Below are 16378 nucleotides of genomic sequence, written 5' to 3'. Positions count from 1 at the left end.
TCCACCGAGGCCCGGTCCCGTTCTCGGGGCCGGGCCTCGGTGGTGTTCCGCGGGTGCGTGGCGCGACGAGGTGGATCACCCTGGGTGTCCCATCAACGCCCCAGTGTGAGGAGTTCGCATGCGTCGTCGCCTAGCCCGGATTCTGGCCCGGCCACTGGCCCTCGCCGCCGCAGCGACCGCGATACCGCTGGCAGCGGCCGCTCCGGCGGCTTCAGCGGCTCCCGGCGGTGTCGTCGTCGGAGGATTCCCGATCGATGTGTCCGAGAGCCCGTGGACGGTGGCACTGGCCAGCCGTGACCGGTTCGGGGGTACCCGGGCGGGACAGTTCTGCGGTGGTGTGGCCGTCGGCCGGACCACCGTGCTCACCGCCGCCCACTGCATGGGCGAGGAGGTCCTGGGGGCCGCGCCGGACCGGGTGCCCGACCTCAGGGTGATATCGGGCCGCACGGACCTGCTCTCGGACCGGGGCGAGGAGATACCCGTCCGGAGGACCTGGGTGAACCCGGACTATGACCCGGCCGGCAACTCCGGTGACTTCGCCGTGCTCACCCTGGCCACGGCGCTGCCCGCGGAGTCGGTCATCGGCATGGCCGCCGCGGGCGATCCCGGGTACCGGGTCGGCGCGGCCGCGACCGTCTACGGCTGGGGTGACACCACGGGCTCCGGTTCCTTCGCCGGCAGCCTGCACGCGGCACATGTGCGCGTCCTGCACGACACCCTGTGCGAGGACGCGTACCCGGGGGGTGACGAAGGCGAGTACCGTGCGGGCACCATGGTGTGCGCCGGTGAGGAGGCCGGCGGGCCGGACGCCTGCCAGGGGGACAGCGGCGGGCCGCTGGTGGCCCGGGGGCGGCTGATCGGGCTGGTCTCCTGGGGGAGCGGCTGCGGCTGGGAGGGCAGCCCGGGGGTCTACACACGCGTGTCCGAGGTCGTGCGGACCCTCGGCCGGACACCGGCATGAATGTCGCAGACATGACAATCACGGAACCGCGCCCCAGATTGCCCGGCAGGCCCTGAGGCGGGCCTCGGGAGTCGCGGGAAGCGGTCCTCGCGCGCTTGCCGGGCGCCCCTCGCGGTGCTTCTTGTGAGATTTTCCGTGAGATTTCTCGCGCACGAGGAGGGCGGCCGCTTCCGCTTCGGGGCGGCCGCCCTCCCCGCCGGCCCTTCGCGGGCCGGCCCGTCGTGGTGCGCGAGGTGTCAGCGCTCTTCCGCGGCGGCGCCCGCCGCAGGGGAGGTCAGCCGCTCCGTCTCGTCCTGTATCTCGGCGGCGATCTTCTTGAGTTCCGGCTCGAACTTGCGGCCGTGGTGGGCGCAGAAGAGCAGTTCTCCGCCGCTCAGCAGGACGACGCGCAGGTATGCCTGGGCGCCGCAGCGGTCGCAGCGATCGGCGGCCGTCAGCGGGCTCGCGGGGGTCAGAACAGTAGTCACGTCGCCTCTTCTCTAGCTCGACGAGCTGTCGTACCAGGGTCAACATCCAACCAGCCCCAAAACGTTCCCGCTCGTGGCTTCTTCTCGAAAAATTCTTTCCGAGGCGGCTGGGTGTTGCCGGGTGGGGGCGAATGTGCCGTATCGCGTGGCTGTGTCGTCGTACGGATTCGCGTCGGATCGGTGGTGGTCGGTCCTCCCGGCCGGGTTGCCGGTTGTTGTTGAGGACGTGCCCGGAGCCTAAATGGTTCATGCCTGGATGGGAACGTGATGTGTGCTTCACTCCACCGAGGGATCGAACAGGTATGCGACTCTCTACTAGTCTACGTTTCAGACGAGGGTGGCGTGACAACGGCTCTATCAGGCCTCGGTACCCTCTCACCGGTGACAAGTGACGTGCCCCTACCCATGAGGGCCCCATCTGAAATTCAGCGAGGAGCGAACCGCGTGACCGCCGAGACGTCCGTGCCGTCCACAGCTCTGCTGGCAGGAGCAGACCGGGACGGTTCCAACTACACCGCGCGGCACCTGCTCGTCCTCGAGGGGCTCGAGGCCGTGCGGAAACGCCCCGGGATGTACATCGGATCGACCGACAGCCGCGGTCTGATGCACTGCCTGTGGGAGATCATCGACAACTCGGTGGACGAGGCCCTCGGGGGCCACTGCGACCACATCGAGGTGGTCCTCCACGACGACGGCTCGGTGGAGGTCCGGGACAACGGCCGGGGCATCCCGGTCGACGTGGAGCCCAAGACCGGCCTCTCCGGTGTCGAGGTCGTCATGACCAAGCTGCACGCCGGCGGCAAGTTCGGCGGCGGCTCGTACGCCGCGTCCGGCGGACTGCACGGCGTCGGCGCGTCCGTCGTCAACGCGCTGTCCGCGCGGCTGGACGTCGAGGTGGACCGCGGCGGGCACACCCACGCGATCAGCTTCCGCCGCGGGGTCCCCGGCGCCTTCGCCGCCGCGGGCCCCGACGCGAAGTTCGAGGCCGGGAGCGGACTGCGCAAGGCCAAGAAGATCCCGAAGACCCGCAGCGGCACCCGCGTGCGCTACTGGGCCGACCGCCAGATCTTCCTCAAGGACGCCAGGCTCACCCTGGAGACCCTGCACCAGCGTGCCCGCCAGACCGCCTTCCTGGTGCCCGGCCTGACCATCGTCGTCCGTGACGAGTACGGGCTCGGCGACGGCGACAGCAAAGGCGAGGAGTCCTTCCGCTTCGACGGCGGCATCAGCGAGTTCTGCGAGTTCCTGGCCACCGACAAGGCGGTCTGCGACACCCTCCGCTTCACGGGCCAGGGCACCTTCAAGGAGACGGTCCCGGTCCTGGACGAGTACGGCCAGATGACACCCACCGAGATGACCCGGGAACTCGGTGTCGACGTGGCGATGCGCTGGGGGACCGGCTACGACACGACGCTCCGGTCGTTCGTCAACATCATCGCCACCCCCAAGGGCGGCACTCATGTCGCCGGCTTCGAGCAGGCCGTCGCCAAGACCGTGAACGAGGTGCTGCGCACCAAGAAGCTGCTGCGCGTGGCCGAGGACGACATCGTCAAGGACGACGCCCTGGAGGGCCTCACGGCCGTCGTCACCGTCCGCCTGGCCGAGCCGCAGTTCGAGGGCCAGACCAAGGAGGTCCTCGGCACCTCGGCGGCCCGCCGCATCGTGAACACGGTGATCTCCCGGGAGCTCAAGGCCTTCCTGACCTCCACCAAGCGCGACGACGCCCAGCAGGCCCGGGTCGTCCTGGAGAAGGCCGTCGCCGCGGCCCGGACCCGTATCGCCGCCCGCCAGCACAAGGACGCCCAGCGCCGCAAGACCGCGCTGGAGACCTCCTCCCTGCCCGCCAAGCTGGCCGACTGCCGCAGCGACGACGTCGAGCGCAGTGAGCTGTTCATCGTCGAGGGGGATTCCGCGCTCGGTACGGCCAAGCTCGCCCGGAACTCCGAGTTCCAGGCGCTGCTGCCGATCCGCGGAAAGATCCTCAACGTTCAGAAGTCGTCCGTGACGGACATGCTGAAGAACGCGGAGTGCGGTGCGATCATTCAGGTCATAGGGGCCGGATCCGGACGGACCTTCGACATCGACGCGGCCCGCTACGGCAAGATCATCATGATGACCGACGCCGATGTGGACGGCTCCCACATCCGCACCCTGCTCCTGACGCTGTTCCACCGCTACATGCGGCCCATGGTCGAGTCCGGCCGGGTGTTCGCCGCGGTGCCGCCGCTGCACCGCATCGAACTGGTCCAGCCCAAGAAGGGGCAGGAGAAGTACGTCTACACGTACTCGGACCGCGAACTGCGCGACAAGCTGATGGACTTCCAGACCAGGGGCATCCGCTACAAGGACTCGATCCAGCGCTACAAGGGCCTCGGCGAGATGGACGCGGACCAGCTGGCCGAGACCACCATGGACCCGCGTCACCGCACCCTGCGCCGGATCAACCTCACCGATCTGGACTCCGCCGAGCAGGTCTTCGATCTGCTCATGGGCAACGACGTGGCTCCGCGCAAGGAGTTCATCTCCAACTCGGCGGCGACGCTCGACCGGTCGCGCATCGACGCGTAGCGGGCACACCGTCACCTGATGGGGTGAAGTGGAACGGGAAGAAGAGTCGGGGATCTTCCCGTTCTGTCCATCCTTGGGCATGCAGCAGAGCAATGATCGTCCCCACCCTGGTGGAGGCGGTCCCGCAGACGTGGGGTACGACGATCCCTGGTACGACGCCCTCGCCTCGGGCTGGGGTGAGGCGACCGGCGCCGGAGTGCCGACGGCGGTGCACCCGGCGCTTCCCCCGGTGGGGCAGGCGGCGGGCTGGCCGGAGGGGGCCGCGGACACGGCCGACGTGTACCTCCAGGTGCAGCGCAGCGCGGCGTTCCGGGAAGTGCGCAGCCGCTACCGGAGGTTCGTGGTCCCGGCGGTCGCCGTCTTCTGCGCCTGGTACGTGGCGTACGTCGTCACCGCCACGGCCGCGCCGGACCTCATGGCCCGGCCGGTGGCCGGCGCCGTGAACGTGGGACTGCTCGCCGGGCTCGGCCAGTTCCTGACCACCTTCCTGCTCACCTGGGCCTACACCCGGCACGCGCGACTGCGCAGGGACCGGACCGCACTGGAACTCCGCTGGGACACCCAGGAGTTGGCGCGGGAGCGGGGCGGTGCCTCGTGACGCGGGATCACCAGGCGCTGGCCCTGCTGCTGTTCAGCGCGTTCGTCGCGGTCACGCTGGGGATCACCACCTGGGTGAGCCGCAGGCGGCAGGGCTCGGCCGAGGAGTTCTATGCCGGCGGCCGGCTCTTCTCGCCGATGGAAAATGGTTTTGCCATCGCGGGCGACTACATGTCGGCCGCCTCCTTCCTCGGCATCTCCGGGCTGATCGCGCTCTTCGGCTACGACGGGATGCTGTACTCGGTGGGCTTCCTGGTGGCCTGGCTCGTGGTCCTGTTCCTGGTCGCGGAACTGGTGCGCAACTGCGGGCGGTTCACCCTCGCCGACGTGGTGGCGGCACGGATGCGGGAACGGCCCGTGCGGATCGCCGCGGGAACCTCGTCGGTCACCGTGTCCGTTCTGTACCTGGTGGCGCAGATGGTGGGCGCGGGCAGCCTGGTCGCGCTGCTGCTCGGCGGCCGCAGCGAGGCGGCGCAGGCCTGGACCGTCGTCGGGGTCGGCGCGCTCATGGTGGTCTACGTCTCGATGGGAGGGATGCGGGCCACCACCTGGATCCAGATCGTCAAGGCGGTCCTGCTGCTCGGCGGCACCATCGCGCTGACCGTCCTCGTCCTGCTCCGGTTCCACGGCGACTTCAACCGCCTGCTGCTCACGGCGGCCGAGCGCAGCGGTCACGGGGAGGAGTTCCTGGCCCCCGGGCTCGCCTACGGCGGGGACTGGACCTCCCGGTTCGACTTCGTCAGTCTGGGGCTCGCCCTGGTGCTGGGCACGGCGGGGCTGCCGCACATCCTGTCCCGCTTCTACACCGTCCCGACCGCGCGGGCGGCCCGGCGTTCGGTCGTCTGGGCGATCGGGCTCATCGGCGGGTTCTACCTGATGACGATCGTCCTCGGTTTCGGCGCGGCCGCCGTCGTCGGGCCGGATGCCGTGCGCGGGTCCAACGCGGCCGGGAACACGGCGGTCCCCCTGCTGGCGCTCGACCTCGGCGGCGGCGCCGGCTCCACCGGCGGAACAGTTCTGTTCGCGATCGTCGCAGCGGTCGCCTTCGCCACGATCCTCGCCGTCGTCGCCGGGATCACGCTCGCCTCCTCGGCGTCCGTCGCCCACGACCTGTACGCGTCCGTGCGCCGCCGCGGAAAGCCGCGCAGCGAGGTGGCCGTGGCCCGGGTGGCCGCCCTCGGCATCGGCGTGCTCGCGATCGCGCTCGGCCTGCTGGCCCGCGACCTCAACGTGGCCTTTCTCGTCGGGCTGGCCTTCGCCGTGGCCGCCTCCGCCAACCTGCCCGTGCTGCTCTACTCCCTGTTCTGGCGGAGGTTCACCACCAGTGGCGCCGTGTGGGCCGTCTACGGCGGTCTGATCCCGGCCGTGGTGCTGGTGCTGCTGTCCCCGGTGGTCTCCGGCAGCCCCGACTCCCTGTTCCCCGGTGCCGACTTCCAGCTCTTCCCGCTCCAGAACCCCGGCCTGGTCTCCATCCCGCTGGGCTTCCTGGCGGGCTGGCTCGGCACGGTCACCTCGGCCGAGGTCCCCGACGAGGCCAAGCACGCGGAGACCGAGGTGCGGTCGCTGACCGGCGCGGGGGCGGTGTGACGCCCCGGCCCCGGGGCCTCCCGCGTCCTCAGGTGCGGCCCGCCCACACGTAACGGTGCTCCGGGCGGCCCGCGTCGCCGTACTTGAGGGTCAGCGTGGCCCGTCCCGTGCGCTCCAGGAGCTTGAGGTAGCGCTGCGCGGTCTGGCGGCTCACCCCTGTGCGGTGGGCGAGCTCCCGGGCCGACAGCGGGCCGCCGGCGTTCATCAGGCTCCGGCGGACCAGGTCCGCGGTGGTGGGGGAGTGCCCCTTGGGCAGAGCGGGCTCCGTCGACGCCGACGCCGACGGGATGCTGAAGATGCGGTCCACCTCGGCCTGCTCCGCCTCGCCACCGCCGTCCAGGGTGCGGCGCAGTTCCGCATAGGCCTCCAGCTTGGCGCGCAGCCCGGCGAAGGCGAACGGCTTGACCAGGTAGTGCAGTACGCCCTGCCGCATCGCCGCCTGCACGGTGGACACGTCCCGCGCCGCCGTCACCATGATCACGTCGGTCTGGTGGCCGCGTCCGCGCATCTCCCGGACGACCTCGAGGCCCGTCCGGTCGGGCAGACAGTGGTCCAGGAGCACCAGATCCAGCCGGGGGAGGGTCTCCATCAGGCTGAGCGCCCCGGCCGCACTGTACGCCTGGCCGGCCACGTGGAAGCCGGGCACCTTCTCGACGTAGGCGGCGTGGACGTGTGCGACCCGGACGTCGTCGTCCACGACCAGGACCTCGATCATCAGGGCTCCTCCTCGGTGCTCTGCGGGACGGACGGCGGGACGGGCACGGGGCAGGACGCCCCCGCCCTCCGCCTCGTCCCCGGTCGCGGTGCCGTCCTGGGGTTCGGCGAGCCGGCGGACGGGGGAGAGCCCGATGCCCCGGTCGCGGTGGATCGGCGGCTCCTCGGTGGACCAGCTCTCAGTGAAGATCAACTCGCGTTGCTCCGCGGGAGTTCCGGGCCCGGTGCCGCGTGCACCGAGCACCGCCGTACGTGAGCAGTCGCGCGCGGCCGGTCAGCTCGCGAGTGCCGTCACGGTCACCTCGCGCACCGCCACCACGTCCATCCGCGCGGGTGCGCCCAGCACCGACGTTCCGCAGCTCTCCGCGCGGGGCGGCAGGGACGCGCCCTGCGCCACCTCCACCCGCCACCGGCGCCCGTCGACGTGCGCGACGAGCACCTGCCAGCGCGGCGCCGCCCCGTCCGTCCGCACGACGGTCAGCGCCTCGGCGGCGTACTCGCCCGCCTCGGTCCGCACGGCCAGCTCGGCCGCCTGGCCGGGACGCTCCCAGGCGGAGCTCCCGCGGCACCCCTCCACGAGGATCCGGCCCTCCCGCAGGCGGTGCAGCGCCTCCTGGACGGTGTGCGCCCCGGCCCTGCCGTACGCGTAGCCGTGGGGCAGCACGAGCACCGTCGGTGCGAACCGGTGTCCGCCCAGATGGGTGACCTCCCAGACGCCCTGGACCCCGGAGGCGGTGAGTTCGGCCGCCAGGGGGCGTCCGAGGAGCGCGCAGCAGCGATCGCGTTTGCCGTTGGTGCAGACGAGGGCGAGCGGGTCCCCCTCGTGCGGCCGTCCGCCGAGCGCCGCGTCGAAGGTGTCGCTCTGACCCCTGCCGAGAGCGGCGAAGTCGAGGTCGAGCAGCCGTTCGGGGTCCGTGGTCGCGGCGGTGTGCAGCCACGTGTTCCCCGGAACGGTGTGGGCCGCGTACACCCGGCGGGTGGCGGGGGTCCGGGGGTCCGCGTGCCGTCCCGGGCGCCGGATGAGGGCGATCCGCACTCCGGTGCCCTTGGTGGCCGCCTCCAGGGCGTGGCCCAGAGCGGGGTCGAGGTGGCTCGAGGTGAGCGCCTTGGCGCCCCACGGGCCGGACTGCTCCAGCAGGAGCCAGGTCCTCGCGGTGGCCGCGGTTCCCGCGACGGGCTCGTCGAGCTCGCGGGACACGGTTGAGCACGTACTCACAGAGGTGAGCCTAACCTGAGTTGTTCCGAGGCTGCTTTCCGGCTCACGGGTACCCCGCTCCGACGGGGTCAGAGCATGACCCGGCCGGCCGCGCATATCCTGGCGGGCCAGTCGGTTCGCGGACGTACGCCGGGGCGCGGGCCGGTGTGCGCGAGGGTGTGAGGGGGCGCGGAGTGGAGCGCAGCAGCGGTCGGCAGATTCCGGTCGTCGTCCTGGCCGGGTTTCTCGGCTCCGGGAAGACCACCCTGCTCAACCATCTCCTCCACCACAGCGGCGGCAGCCGTATCGGGGCCGTCGTCAACGACTTCGGCGCCATCGAGATCGACGCCATGGCCGTGGCCGGCGCGCTCGGCGACTCGACCCTCTCGCTCGGGAACGGGTGCCTGTGCTGCGCGGTCGACGGCAGCGAGCTGGACGTGTACCTCGAGCGGCTGGCACGGCCGTCCGCCGGGATCGACGTCATCGTCATCGAGGCCAGCGGTCTCGCCGAGCCGCAGGAGATCGTACGGATGGTGCTCGCCAGCGAGCACCCCGGCGTCGTCTACGGCGGGCTCGTCGAGGTCGTGGACGCCGCCGAGTTCGGGCGGACACGCGCCGAACACCCCGAGATCGACCGGCATCTCGGCCTGGCCGATCTGGTCGTCGTGAACAAGACCGACCGGGCGGCGGACGCGGAGCGCGTGCTCGACGTCGTGCGGTCGCTCGTCGACCGCGCCGCCGTCGTGCCCGCCACACACGGCCGTGTCGACCCGGAGTTCCTCTTCGACTGCAGGCCCGGTGAGGAACGCGTCGGGCAGCTCTCCTTCGACGACCTGCCCCGGCACGGGCCCGCCGACGCCGAGGCGGAGGACGATGCCGACGAGCACACCGGGCACCTGCACGCCGCGTACGACAGCCTCTCCTTCGCCTCCGCCGCGCCCCTCGACCCCCGGCGGCTGATCCGGTTCCTCGACAGCAGGCCGGAAGGGCTCTACCGGATCAAGGGGTACGTCGACTTCGGGCCGTACGACCCCGGGAACCGGTACGCCGTCCACGCCGTCGGCCGGTTCCTGCGGTTCTACCCGGAAGCCCGGCCGGCCGGTGCGGAGCGGCTGACGCAGCTGGTGCTCATCGGGACCGGCATCGACACCGCCACGCTCCGCAAGGAGCTGGAGGCCTGCGTCGCCGAGGCCCCGCACGCCGACGCCCCGCACGCCGACGAACAGGGCATGTGGGGCGTGCTGCGCTACGTACAGGACCCCGACGACCCCGACGACCCGCGGGGTTAGCGCACCCCGCCGGTGCCGGCCGGCGGGGTCAGGACGGTCCCGCCACCATCGCCACCGTCTTCGGCAGGGGCACCCCCGAGCCGTCGCGGCGCGGGTCGGGCGACGGCAGGTCGACCGGAGCGCCGTTCTTCTGCGAGGCGCGGGCCGGAGCGGCACCGGCCCAGGCCAGGGAGAGACAGTCCTCGCCCTTGAGGAACCGCTGGCAGCGCACCCCGCCGGTGGCCCGGCCCTTGCGCGGATACTGGTCGAACGGGGTCAGCTTGGCCGTCGTCTGGACGGAGTCGTCCAGCGTGCCGCGTGAGCCCGCGACCGTGAACACCATCGCGTCCGCCGCCGGGTCGACCGCCGCGAAGGCGATGACCTTCGCGCCCTCCGAGAGCTTGATGCCCGCCACACCGCCGGCGGGACGGCCCTGCGGACGGACCTGCGAGGCCTGATAACGCAGCAGTTGCGCGTCGTCCGTGATGAAGACCAGGTCCTCCTCGCCCGTGCGCAGTTCGACGGCGCCGACGATCCGGTCGCCCTCCCTGAGCGTGATGACCTCCAACTCCTCCTTGTTGGAGGGGTAGTCGGGCACGACGCGCTTGACGACACCCTGCTGTGTGCCGAGCGCCAGGCCCGGCGACGACTCGTCGAGCGTCGTCAGGCAGACGACCTGCTCGTCCTCCGTGAGGGAGACGATCTCGGCCGCCGGCGCCCCGCCCGAGAGGTTCGGGGTCGGCATCGTCTCCGGCAGCTGGGGCAGGTCGATGACGTTCACCCGGAGCAGGCGCCCCGCCGAGGTGACCGCCCCCACCTCGCCGCGGGCCGTGGCCGGCACCGCCGAGACGATCAGGTCGTGCTTGACCCGCTTGGCACCCGCGTCCACGGGGAACGGCTCCGCGTTCGCCGTGCGGGCCAGCAGGCCCGTGGTGGACAGCAGCACCCGGCACGGGTCGTCGGCCACCTGAAGCGGCACGGCGGCGACCGGGGCGGCGGAACCGTCCAGCAGGACCGTACGGCGGTCGTTGCCGAACTTCTTGGCCACCGCGGCCAGTTCGGCCGACACCAGCTTGCGCAGCTCCGCGTCCGACTCCAGGATGCGGGTCAGCTCCTCGATCTCCTCGGTCAACCGCTCCTGCTCCGCCTCCAGTTCGATCCGGTCGAACTTGGTGAGACGGCGCAGGGGGGTGTCCAGGATGTACTGCGTCTGGATGTCGCTCAGGGAGAAGCGCTCCATCAGACGCTGCTTCGCCTGCGCGGAGTTCTCGCTGGAGCGGATGAGACGGATGACCTCGTCGATGTCCACCAGGGCGGTGAGCAGGCCCTCGACCAGGTGCAGCCGGTCGCGCCGCTTGCCGCGGCGGAACTCCGAGCGGCGGCGTACGACCTCGAAACGGTGGTCGAGATAGACCTCGAGCAGTTCCTTGAGGCCCAGGGTGAGCGGCTGGCCGTCCACCAGGGCCACGTTGTTGATGCCGAAGGACTCCTCCATGGGCGTCAGCTTGTACAGCTGCTCCAGGACCGCCTCCGGCACGAAGCCGTTCTTGATCTCGACGACCAGGCGCAGACCGTGCGCGCGGTCGGTGAGGTCCTTGACGTCGGCGATGCCCAGGAGCTTCTTCGAGCCGACCAGGTCCTTGATCTTGGAGATCACCTTCTCCGGGCCGACCGTGAACGGCAGCTCGGTGATGACCAGGCCCTTCCTGCGGGCCGTCACGTCCTCCACGGTGACCGTCGCGCGGATCTTGAAGGTGCCGCGGCCCTTCTCGTACGCGTCCCGGATGCCCGGGAGGCCGACGATCCTGCCGCCCGTCGGCAGGTCGGGGCCCGGCACGTGGCGCATCAGGGCGTCGAGATCGGCGTTCGGATACCGGATCAGGTGCCGGGCGGCCGCGATCACCTCGCGGAGGTTGTGCGGCGGCATGTTGGTGGCCATGCCGACCGCGATGCCCGACGCCCCGTTCACCAGGAGGTTCGGGAACGCGGCGGGCAGGGTCACCGGCTCCCGCTCCTGGCCGTCGTAGTTGGGCGCGAAGTCGACCGTGTCCTCGTCGATGGACTCGGTCATCAGGCCCGTGGCCTCGGTCATCCGGCTCTCGGTGTACCGCATGGCGGCCGGCGGGTCGTCGTTGCCCAGGGAGCCGAAGTTGCCGTGGCCGTCGACCAGCGGGACCCGCATCGAGAAGGGCTGCGCCATGCGCACCAGGGCGTCGTAGATCGACGCGTCGCCGTGGGGGTGCAGCTTGCCCATGACCTCGCCGACCACGCGCGCGCACTTCACGTAGCCGCGGTCGGGGCGCAGGCCCATCTCGTTCATCTGGTAGACGATGCGGCGGTGCACCGGCTTCATGCCGTCGCGCGCGTCCGGCAGGGCGCGGGAGTAGATGACCGAGTACGCGTACTCGAGAAAGGAGCCCTGCATCTCGTCGACGACGTCGATGTCGAGGATCCGCTCCTCGTACGAGTCGTCGGGCGGCGGGGTCTTCGTGCTGCGGCGGGCCATCGCTGCCGGCTCCTTGCTGAGGCGTGGGACGGTATCTGACGCGGACCATTGTGGACCGCCGCACCGACAACCGGGGACCAGGACCCCGCCGCGGCCCTCCGTCGGGAGCCGGGGCCGGTGGCGCGAGCAGAGTACGCGCACGTGCCGTCGGCGCCGCGAGCGGGCCGGGGCCCCGGCCCGCGGAAGGAGCGGCGAAAGGGACAGCGCAGGGGCGGCGAAGGGGACAGCGGGGGGCGGCGAAGGGTGCGGCGCCGGGGAGACCCCACACGTCACACGGGCCACGTCCGCGTCCTCCCGCCCCACCCGGAACCCGCGGTTCTCGCTCTGGGCGAACCGGTCCCCGTCCGGGAACTCCGTCGGCGCCCCGGACGCTTGCATACAGTGGCAGGACCGGCACGAACGGCGGATGCGACGACCGCCTCCGCGAGCGAAGGGACGTACATGCCCATGGGTCACACGGCCACAGCCCAGGCAGGCTCCGGCGGCCTGACAGCGACCGAGCACCGTTTGTCCAACGGCCTGCGCGTGGTGCTCTCCGAGGACCACCTGACCCCTGTCGCGGCGGTGTGCCTCTGGTACGACGTCGGCTCGCGCCACGAAGTCAAGGGACGCACCGGTCTGGCTCACCTTTTCGAGCACCTGATGTTCCAGGGGTCCGGGCAGGTGAAGGGCAACGGTCACTTCGAGCTGGTCCAGGGCGCCGGAGGCTCGCTCAACGGCACCACCAGCTTCGAGCGGACCAACTACTTCGAGACCATGCCGGCCCACCAGTTGGAGCTCGCGCTCTGGCTCGAGGCCGACCGCATGGGCTCCCTGCTGGCCGCCCTGGACGAGGAGTCCATGGAGAACCAGCGGGACGTCGTCAAGAACGAGCGCCGCCAGCGCTACGACAACGTCCCCTACGGCACGGCCTTCGAGAAGCTGACCGCCCTCGCCTTCCCGGACGGCCACCCGTACCACCACACGCCCATCGGCTCGATGGCGGACCTGGACGCGGCCACCCTGGAGGACGCCCGCGCCTTCTTCCGCACGTACTACGCGCCGAACAACGCCGTGCTCTCCGTCGTCGGCGACATCGACCCGGAGCAGACGCTCGCCTGGATCGAGAAGTACTTCGGCTCCATCCCCTCCCACGACGGCAAGCCCGAGCCCCGCGACGGCTCGCTGCCCGAGATCATCGGCGAGGAGCTGCGTGAGCTCGTCGAGGAGGAGGTCCCCGCGCGTGCGCTGATGGCCGCCTACCGGCTGCCCGAGGACGGCACGCGCGCGAGCGACGCCGCCGACCTGGCGCTCACCGTCCTCGGCGGCGGCGAGTCCTCCCGGCTCTACAACCGGCTGGTGCGCCGGGACCGCACGGCCGTGGCGGCCGGATTCGGCCTGCTCCGGCTGGCCGGGGCGCCCTCCCTGGGCTGGCTGGACGTGAAGGCGTCCGGCGATGTGGAGGTGCCGGTCATCGAGGCGGCGATCGACGAGGAGCTCACCCGGTTCGCCGCGGAGGGTCCCACGGCCGAGGAGATGGAGCGCGCCCAGGCCCAGTTGGAGCGCGAGTGGCTGGACCGGCTCGGCACCGTCGCCGGCCGGGCCGACGAACTGTGCCGGTACGCCGTCCTGTTCGGCGACCCGCAGCTCGCCTTCACCGCCGTCGGGCGCATCCTCGACGTGACCGCCGAGGAGGTCCGGGAGGTCGCCGAGGCCCGTCTGCGCCCGGACAACCGCGCGGTGCTCGTCTACGAGCCCGTCGCCCCCGAGGCCGGGGAGTCCGAAGAAGCAGCGGCCGCCGGCACCGGAGAAGCCGCGGCCGCCGGCACCGACGAGAACGAGGAGACGGCGAAGTGACCGAGCTTGCCACGATGGACTTCCACCCCCAGCCGCAGGCGGGCGAGGCCAAGCCCTGGGCCTTCCCGGCCCCCGAGCGCACCACGCTCGGCAACGGTCTGACGGTCCTGCGCTGCCACCGTCCCGGCCAGCAGATCGTCGCCGTCGAGGTGCTGCTCGACGCGCCCCTGGAGGCCGAGCCCGACGGGCTCGACGGTGTCGCCACGATCATGGCGAGGGCGTTCTCCGAGGGCACCGACAAGCACTCCGCCGAGGAGTTCGCCGCCGAACTGGAGCGCTGCGGCGCCACCCTGGACGCCTACGCCGACCACCCCGGAGTGCGCCTGAGCCTCGAGGTGCCGGCCTCCCGGCTCGCCAAGGGGCTCGGGCTGCTCGCCGACGCCCTCAGGGCGCCCGCGTTCGCCGACAGCGAGGTCGAACGCCTGGTCCGCAACCGTCTCGACGAGATCCCGCACGAGCTGGCCAACCCCTCCCGCCGTGCCGCCAAGGAACTCTCCAAGGAGCTGTTCCCGGCGACCTCGCGGATGTCCCGCCCGCGGCAGGGCACCGAGGAGACGGTGGCCGGCATCGACTCGTCGGCCGTACGCGCCTTCCACGAGAAGCACGTCCGTCCCGCGACCGCCACCGCGGTGGTCGTCGGCGACCTCACCGGCGTCGACCTGGACGAACTGCTCGGCGACACCCTCGGCTCCTGGACCGGGTCGGTCGCCGAGCCGCGGCCCGTGCCGCCGGTCGTCGCCGACGACACCGGCCGGGTCGTGATCGTGGACCGCCCCGGCGCCGTGCAGACGCAGCTGCTGATCGGCCGGGTCGGCGCGGACCGGCACGACCGCGTGTGGCCCGCGCAGGTGCTCGGCACCTACTGCCTCGGCGGCACCCTCACCTCCCGCCTGGACCGCGTCCTGCGCGAGGAGAAGGGCTACACCTACGGCGTGCGGGCGTTCGGCCAGGTCCTGAGGTCCGGGCCCCCTTCCTCCGCCGGAGGGGCCACGGGCGCGGCCATGCTCGCCATCAGCGGCTCCGTCGACACCCCGAACACCGGACCCGCGCTCGAGGACCTGTGGACGGTGCTGCGCACGCTCGCCGCGGAGGGCCTCACCGACGCCGAGCGTGACGTCGCCGTGCAGAACCTGGTGGGGGTCGCGCCGCTCAAGTACGAGACCGCCTCGGCCGTCGCCGGCACCCTGGCCGACCAGGTGGAGCAGCACCTGGCCGACGACTACCAGGCCGAGCTGTACCGCCGGCTCGCCGCCACCGGCACCGTGGAGGCCACCGCGGCCGTGGTGAACGCCTTCCCGGTGGACCGTCTGGTGACCGTCCTGGTCGGTGACGCGGCGCAGATCAAGGCGCCCGTCGAGGCGCTCGGCATCGGCGCGGTCACGGTCGTGCCCGCCGAGCAGCCGGCGCACGCAGGCTGAGCGCACGCGCGTACGGGCCCCGGTGGCGTGAAAGCCACCGGGGCCCGCCCGTGCCCGAATTGGGGTGGAGCGGTCCTGTCTGCCCTGTGGGATGCGCTACAAAAGACGGGATCCGTTTGGGAACGGAAAGACGCCCCGCTTAGCGTCGTCCGGGCTGTTCGTCGGGCAGTGCGCCGCACCCGCGGCACCGGACAGCCATCGCCGAGTCCCCGCACGGCGCGAGCCAGGGGAGCCGGGCACCCGGTCGTGCAGTCCCCGGGGTGAATCGGACGCCCGCGCCTGTCGCGAGGGCCCGTAGGAGACCTTCCTGCTCCGAACCCTTCAGCTGACCCGGTAGGCGAGAGGGAAGGAAAGGACCACCCCCTGCATGGCGTTCACACGCGTCACCGGGAAGCACCGTCGTCCCGGCCGCATGCACCGCGGCACCGCCAGGGCGGCAGGCGTCGCGGCGCTCACCACCACCGGCGTGGTCGGCTCCCTCGCACCCTCGGCGCTCGCCGCCGGACCCGCCGCGCAGCAGACCGGCCTGACCCCCGTCGTCGCCCTGGGTGACGAAGCCGCCGCCCAGGTCGACGCCCAGGCGGCCGCCCAGCACGAGGCCGCGCGGCAAGCGGCCCAGGCCGCCGCGCGCGAGGCGGCGGAGGAGGCCGCCCGGGAGAGGGCGGCCAAGGAGGCCGAGGAGGCCCGCGAAGCCGAGGAGCGTGCCGCGCGGGAGGCCGAGCGCGAACGCCTCAACGCCTTCGTGTCCCCGATCGCGGGTTCCTACGTCTCGACCGGTTACCTGTCCGGCGGCGCCGTCTGGTCCTCCGGCAGCCACACCGGTGTCGACTTCCACGCCGCGAGCGGCACCCCCGTGCTCTCGGTCGGCATGGGCACCGTCGTGGAGGCCGGCTGGGGCGGCGCCTACGGCAACCAGGTCGTCATCAGGATGCACGACGGCACCTACACCCAGTACGGCCACCTGTCGGCCGTCGCCGTCTCGGTGGGACAGCAGGTCACCCCGGGGCAGCGGATCGGCGTCTCCGGCGCCACCGGCAACGTCACCGGCGCGCATCTGCACTTCGAGGCCCGTACGACCGCCGAGTACGGCTCCGACATCGACCCGGTCGCCTACCTCCGCGCGCACGGCGTGGACCTCTGACCCGCAACGAGAACGGAGCCGCGCCGCTGGGACAACGGCCGCAGCTGGCACCTCGGGCCGACCTACCTGGTCATCGAGCAGTCCCCGGCCCTCACCGCCGACCGGCACGACCGCTGCCGA

General features: G+C 71.9%; 12 protein-coding genes, 1 pseudogene and 1 riboswitch. Of the genes and pseudogenes, 9 read left to right on the top strand and 4 right to left on the bottom strand.

The window, feature by feature from the left end:
* Window positions 1–118: 118 nt before the first annotated feature.
* Window positions 119–961 (top strand): S1 family peptidase, encoded by an 843-nt coding sequence (locus tag ACWEQO_RS32875; RefSeq protein WP_452986258.1) that lies wholly within the window; start codon window positions 119–121, stop codon window positions 959–961.
* A gap of 236 nt (window positions 962–1197) precedes the next feature.
* Here ACWEQO_RS32875 and ACWEQO_RS32870 read toward each other — a convergent pair whose 3' ends face one another.
* Window positions 1198–1428 carry a DUF7455 domain-containing protein gene (locus ACWEQO_RS32870; RefSeq protein WP_361462188.1) on the bottom strand — a complete coding sequence of 77 codons (231 nt, stop codon included), beginning with the start codon at window positions 1426–1428 and terminating at the stop codon, window positions 1198–1200.
* A 444-nt stretch (window positions 1429–1872) separates the two neighbouring features.
* Between ACWEQO_RS32870 and ACWEQO_RS32865 the strand changes: the two genes are divergently transcribed.
* The 3 genes from ACWEQO_RS32865 (at window position 1873) to ACWEQO_RS32855 (ending at window position 6180) form a co-directional block, all read left to right on the top strand.
* Window positions 1873–3996, top strand: a complete 2124-nt coding sequence (locus ACWEQO_RS32865; protein WP_452986257.1) for a DNA gyrase/topoisomerase IV subunit B — start codon at window positions 1873–1875, stop codon at window positions 3994–3996.
* A gap of 79 nt (window positions 3997–4075) precedes the next feature.
* On the top strand, window positions 4076–4594 hold the full coding sequence (locus ACWEQO_RS32860) for a DUF485 domain-containing protein (RefSeq protein WP_452986256.1): 519 nt from the start codon (window positions 4076–4078) through the stop codon (window positions 4592–4594).
* Window positions 4591–6180, top strand: a complete 1590-nt coding sequence (locus ACWEQO_RS32855; RefSeq protein ID WP_452986255.1) for a solute symporter family protein — start codon at window positions 4591–4593, stop codon at window positions 6178–6180. Before ACWEQO_RS32860 ends, ACWEQO_RS32855 begins: the two co-directional genes overlap by 4 nt.
* Before the next feature lie 28 nt (window positions 6181–6208).
* Here ACWEQO_RS32855 and ACWEQO_RS32850 read toward each other — a convergent pair whose 3' ends face one another.
* Both ACWEQO_RS32850 and ACWEQO_RS32845 read right to left on the bottom strand, forming a co-directional pair.
* Window positions 6209–6895 (bottom strand): response regulator, encoded by a 687-nt coding sequence (locus ACWEQO_RS32850; RefSeq protein ID WP_452986264.1) that lies wholly within the window; start codon window positions 6893–6895, stop codon window positions 6209–6211.
* A 273-nt stretch (window positions 6896–7168) separates the two neighbouring features.
* Window positions 7169–8110, bottom strand: a complete 942-nt coding sequence (locus ACWEQO_RS32845; protein WP_452986254.1) for a sucrase ferredoxin — start codon at window positions 8108–8110, stop codon at window positions 7169–7171.
* 173 nt (window positions 8111–8283) lie between these two features.
* Here ACWEQO_RS32845 and ACWEQO_RS32840 point away from each other — a divergent pair, with 173 nt between their 5' ends.
* Window positions 8284–9378, top strand: a complete 1095-nt coding sequence (locus ACWEQO_RS32840) for a CobW family GTP-binding protein (protein ID WP_452986253.1) — start codon at window positions 8284–8286, stop codon at window positions 9376–9378.
* A 28-nt stretch (window positions 9379–9406) separates the two neighbouring features.
* On the opposite strand, the gene ACWEQO_RS32835 is transcribed toward ACWEQO_RS32840, so the two are convergent.
* Complete coding sequence (locus tag ACWEQO_RS32835) at window positions 9407–11863, bottom strand: DNA gyrase/topoisomerase IV subunit A (RefSeq protein ID WP_452986252.1); 2457 nt, start codon at window positions 11861–11863, stop codon at window positions 9407–9409.
* 447 nt (window positions 11864–12310) lie between these two features.
* Between ACWEQO_RS32835 and ACWEQO_RS32830 the strand changes: the two genes are divergently transcribed.
* From ACWEQO_RS32830 to ACWEQO_RS32815, 4 genes and pseudogenes are all read left to right on the top strand, one after another.
* Window positions 12311–13699, top strand: a complete 1389-nt coding sequence (locus tag ACWEQO_RS32830; protein ID WP_452986263.1) for a M16 family metallopeptidase — start codon at window positions 12311–12313, stop codon at window positions 13697–13699.
* Window positions 13696–15117 (top strand): M16 family metallopeptidase, encoded by a 1422-nt coding sequence (locus ACWEQO_RS32825; protein ID WP_361462406.1) that lies wholly within the window; start codon window positions 13696–13698, stop codon window positions 15115–15117. The genes ACWEQO_RS32830 and ACWEQO_RS32825 overlap by 4 nt, the downstream gene beginning before the upstream one ends.
* A 189-nt stretch (window positions 15118–15306) precedes the next feature.
* A riboswitch (cyclic di-AMP (ydaO/yuaA leader) is annotated at window positions 15307–15472 on the top strand.
* A 12-nt stretch (window positions 15473–15484) separates the two neighbouring features.
* Window positions 15485–16258, top strand: coding sequence for a M23 family metallopeptidase (locus ACWEQO_RS32820; protein WP_452986251.1), 774 nt, complete (start codon window positions 15485–15487; stop codon window positions 16256–16258).
* A 21-nt stretch (window positions 16259–16279) separates the two neighbouring features.
* Window positions 16280–16378: pseudogene (locus ACWEQO_RS32815) on the top strand (VOC family protein); the annotation flags it as partial.

The sequence above is a fragment of the Streptomyces sp. NPDC004051 genome, assembly GCF_053604275.1.
This window is presented reverse-complemented; position numbering and strand designations above follow the sequence as displayed.

Coding starts and splice junctions, on each gene's coding strand:
- ACWEQO_RS32835 (WP_452986252.1), bottom strand. CDS start 11,863: ATGGCCCGCCGCAGCACGAAGACCCCGCCGCCCGACGACTCGTACGAG.
- ACWEQO_RS32860 (WP_452986256.1), top strand. CDS start 4,076: ATGCAGCAGAGCAATGATCGTCCCCACCCTGGTGGAGGCGGTCCCGCA.
- ACWEQO_RS32875 (WP_452986258.1), top strand. CDS start 119: ATGCGTCGTCGCCTAGCCCGGATTCTGGCCCGGCCACTGGCCCTCGCC.
- ACWEQO_RS32850 (WP_452986264.1), bottom strand. CDS start 6,895: ATGATCGAGGTCCTGGTCGTGGACGACGACGTCCGGGTCGCACACGTC.
- ACWEQO_RS32830 (WP_452986263.1), top strand. CDS start 12,311: ATGGGTCACACGGCCACAGCCCAGGCAGGCTCCGGCGGCCTGACAGCG.
- ACWEQO_RS32820 (WP_452986251.1), top strand. CDS start 15,485: ATGGCGTTCACACGCGTCACCGGGAAGCACCGTCGTCCCGGCCGCATG.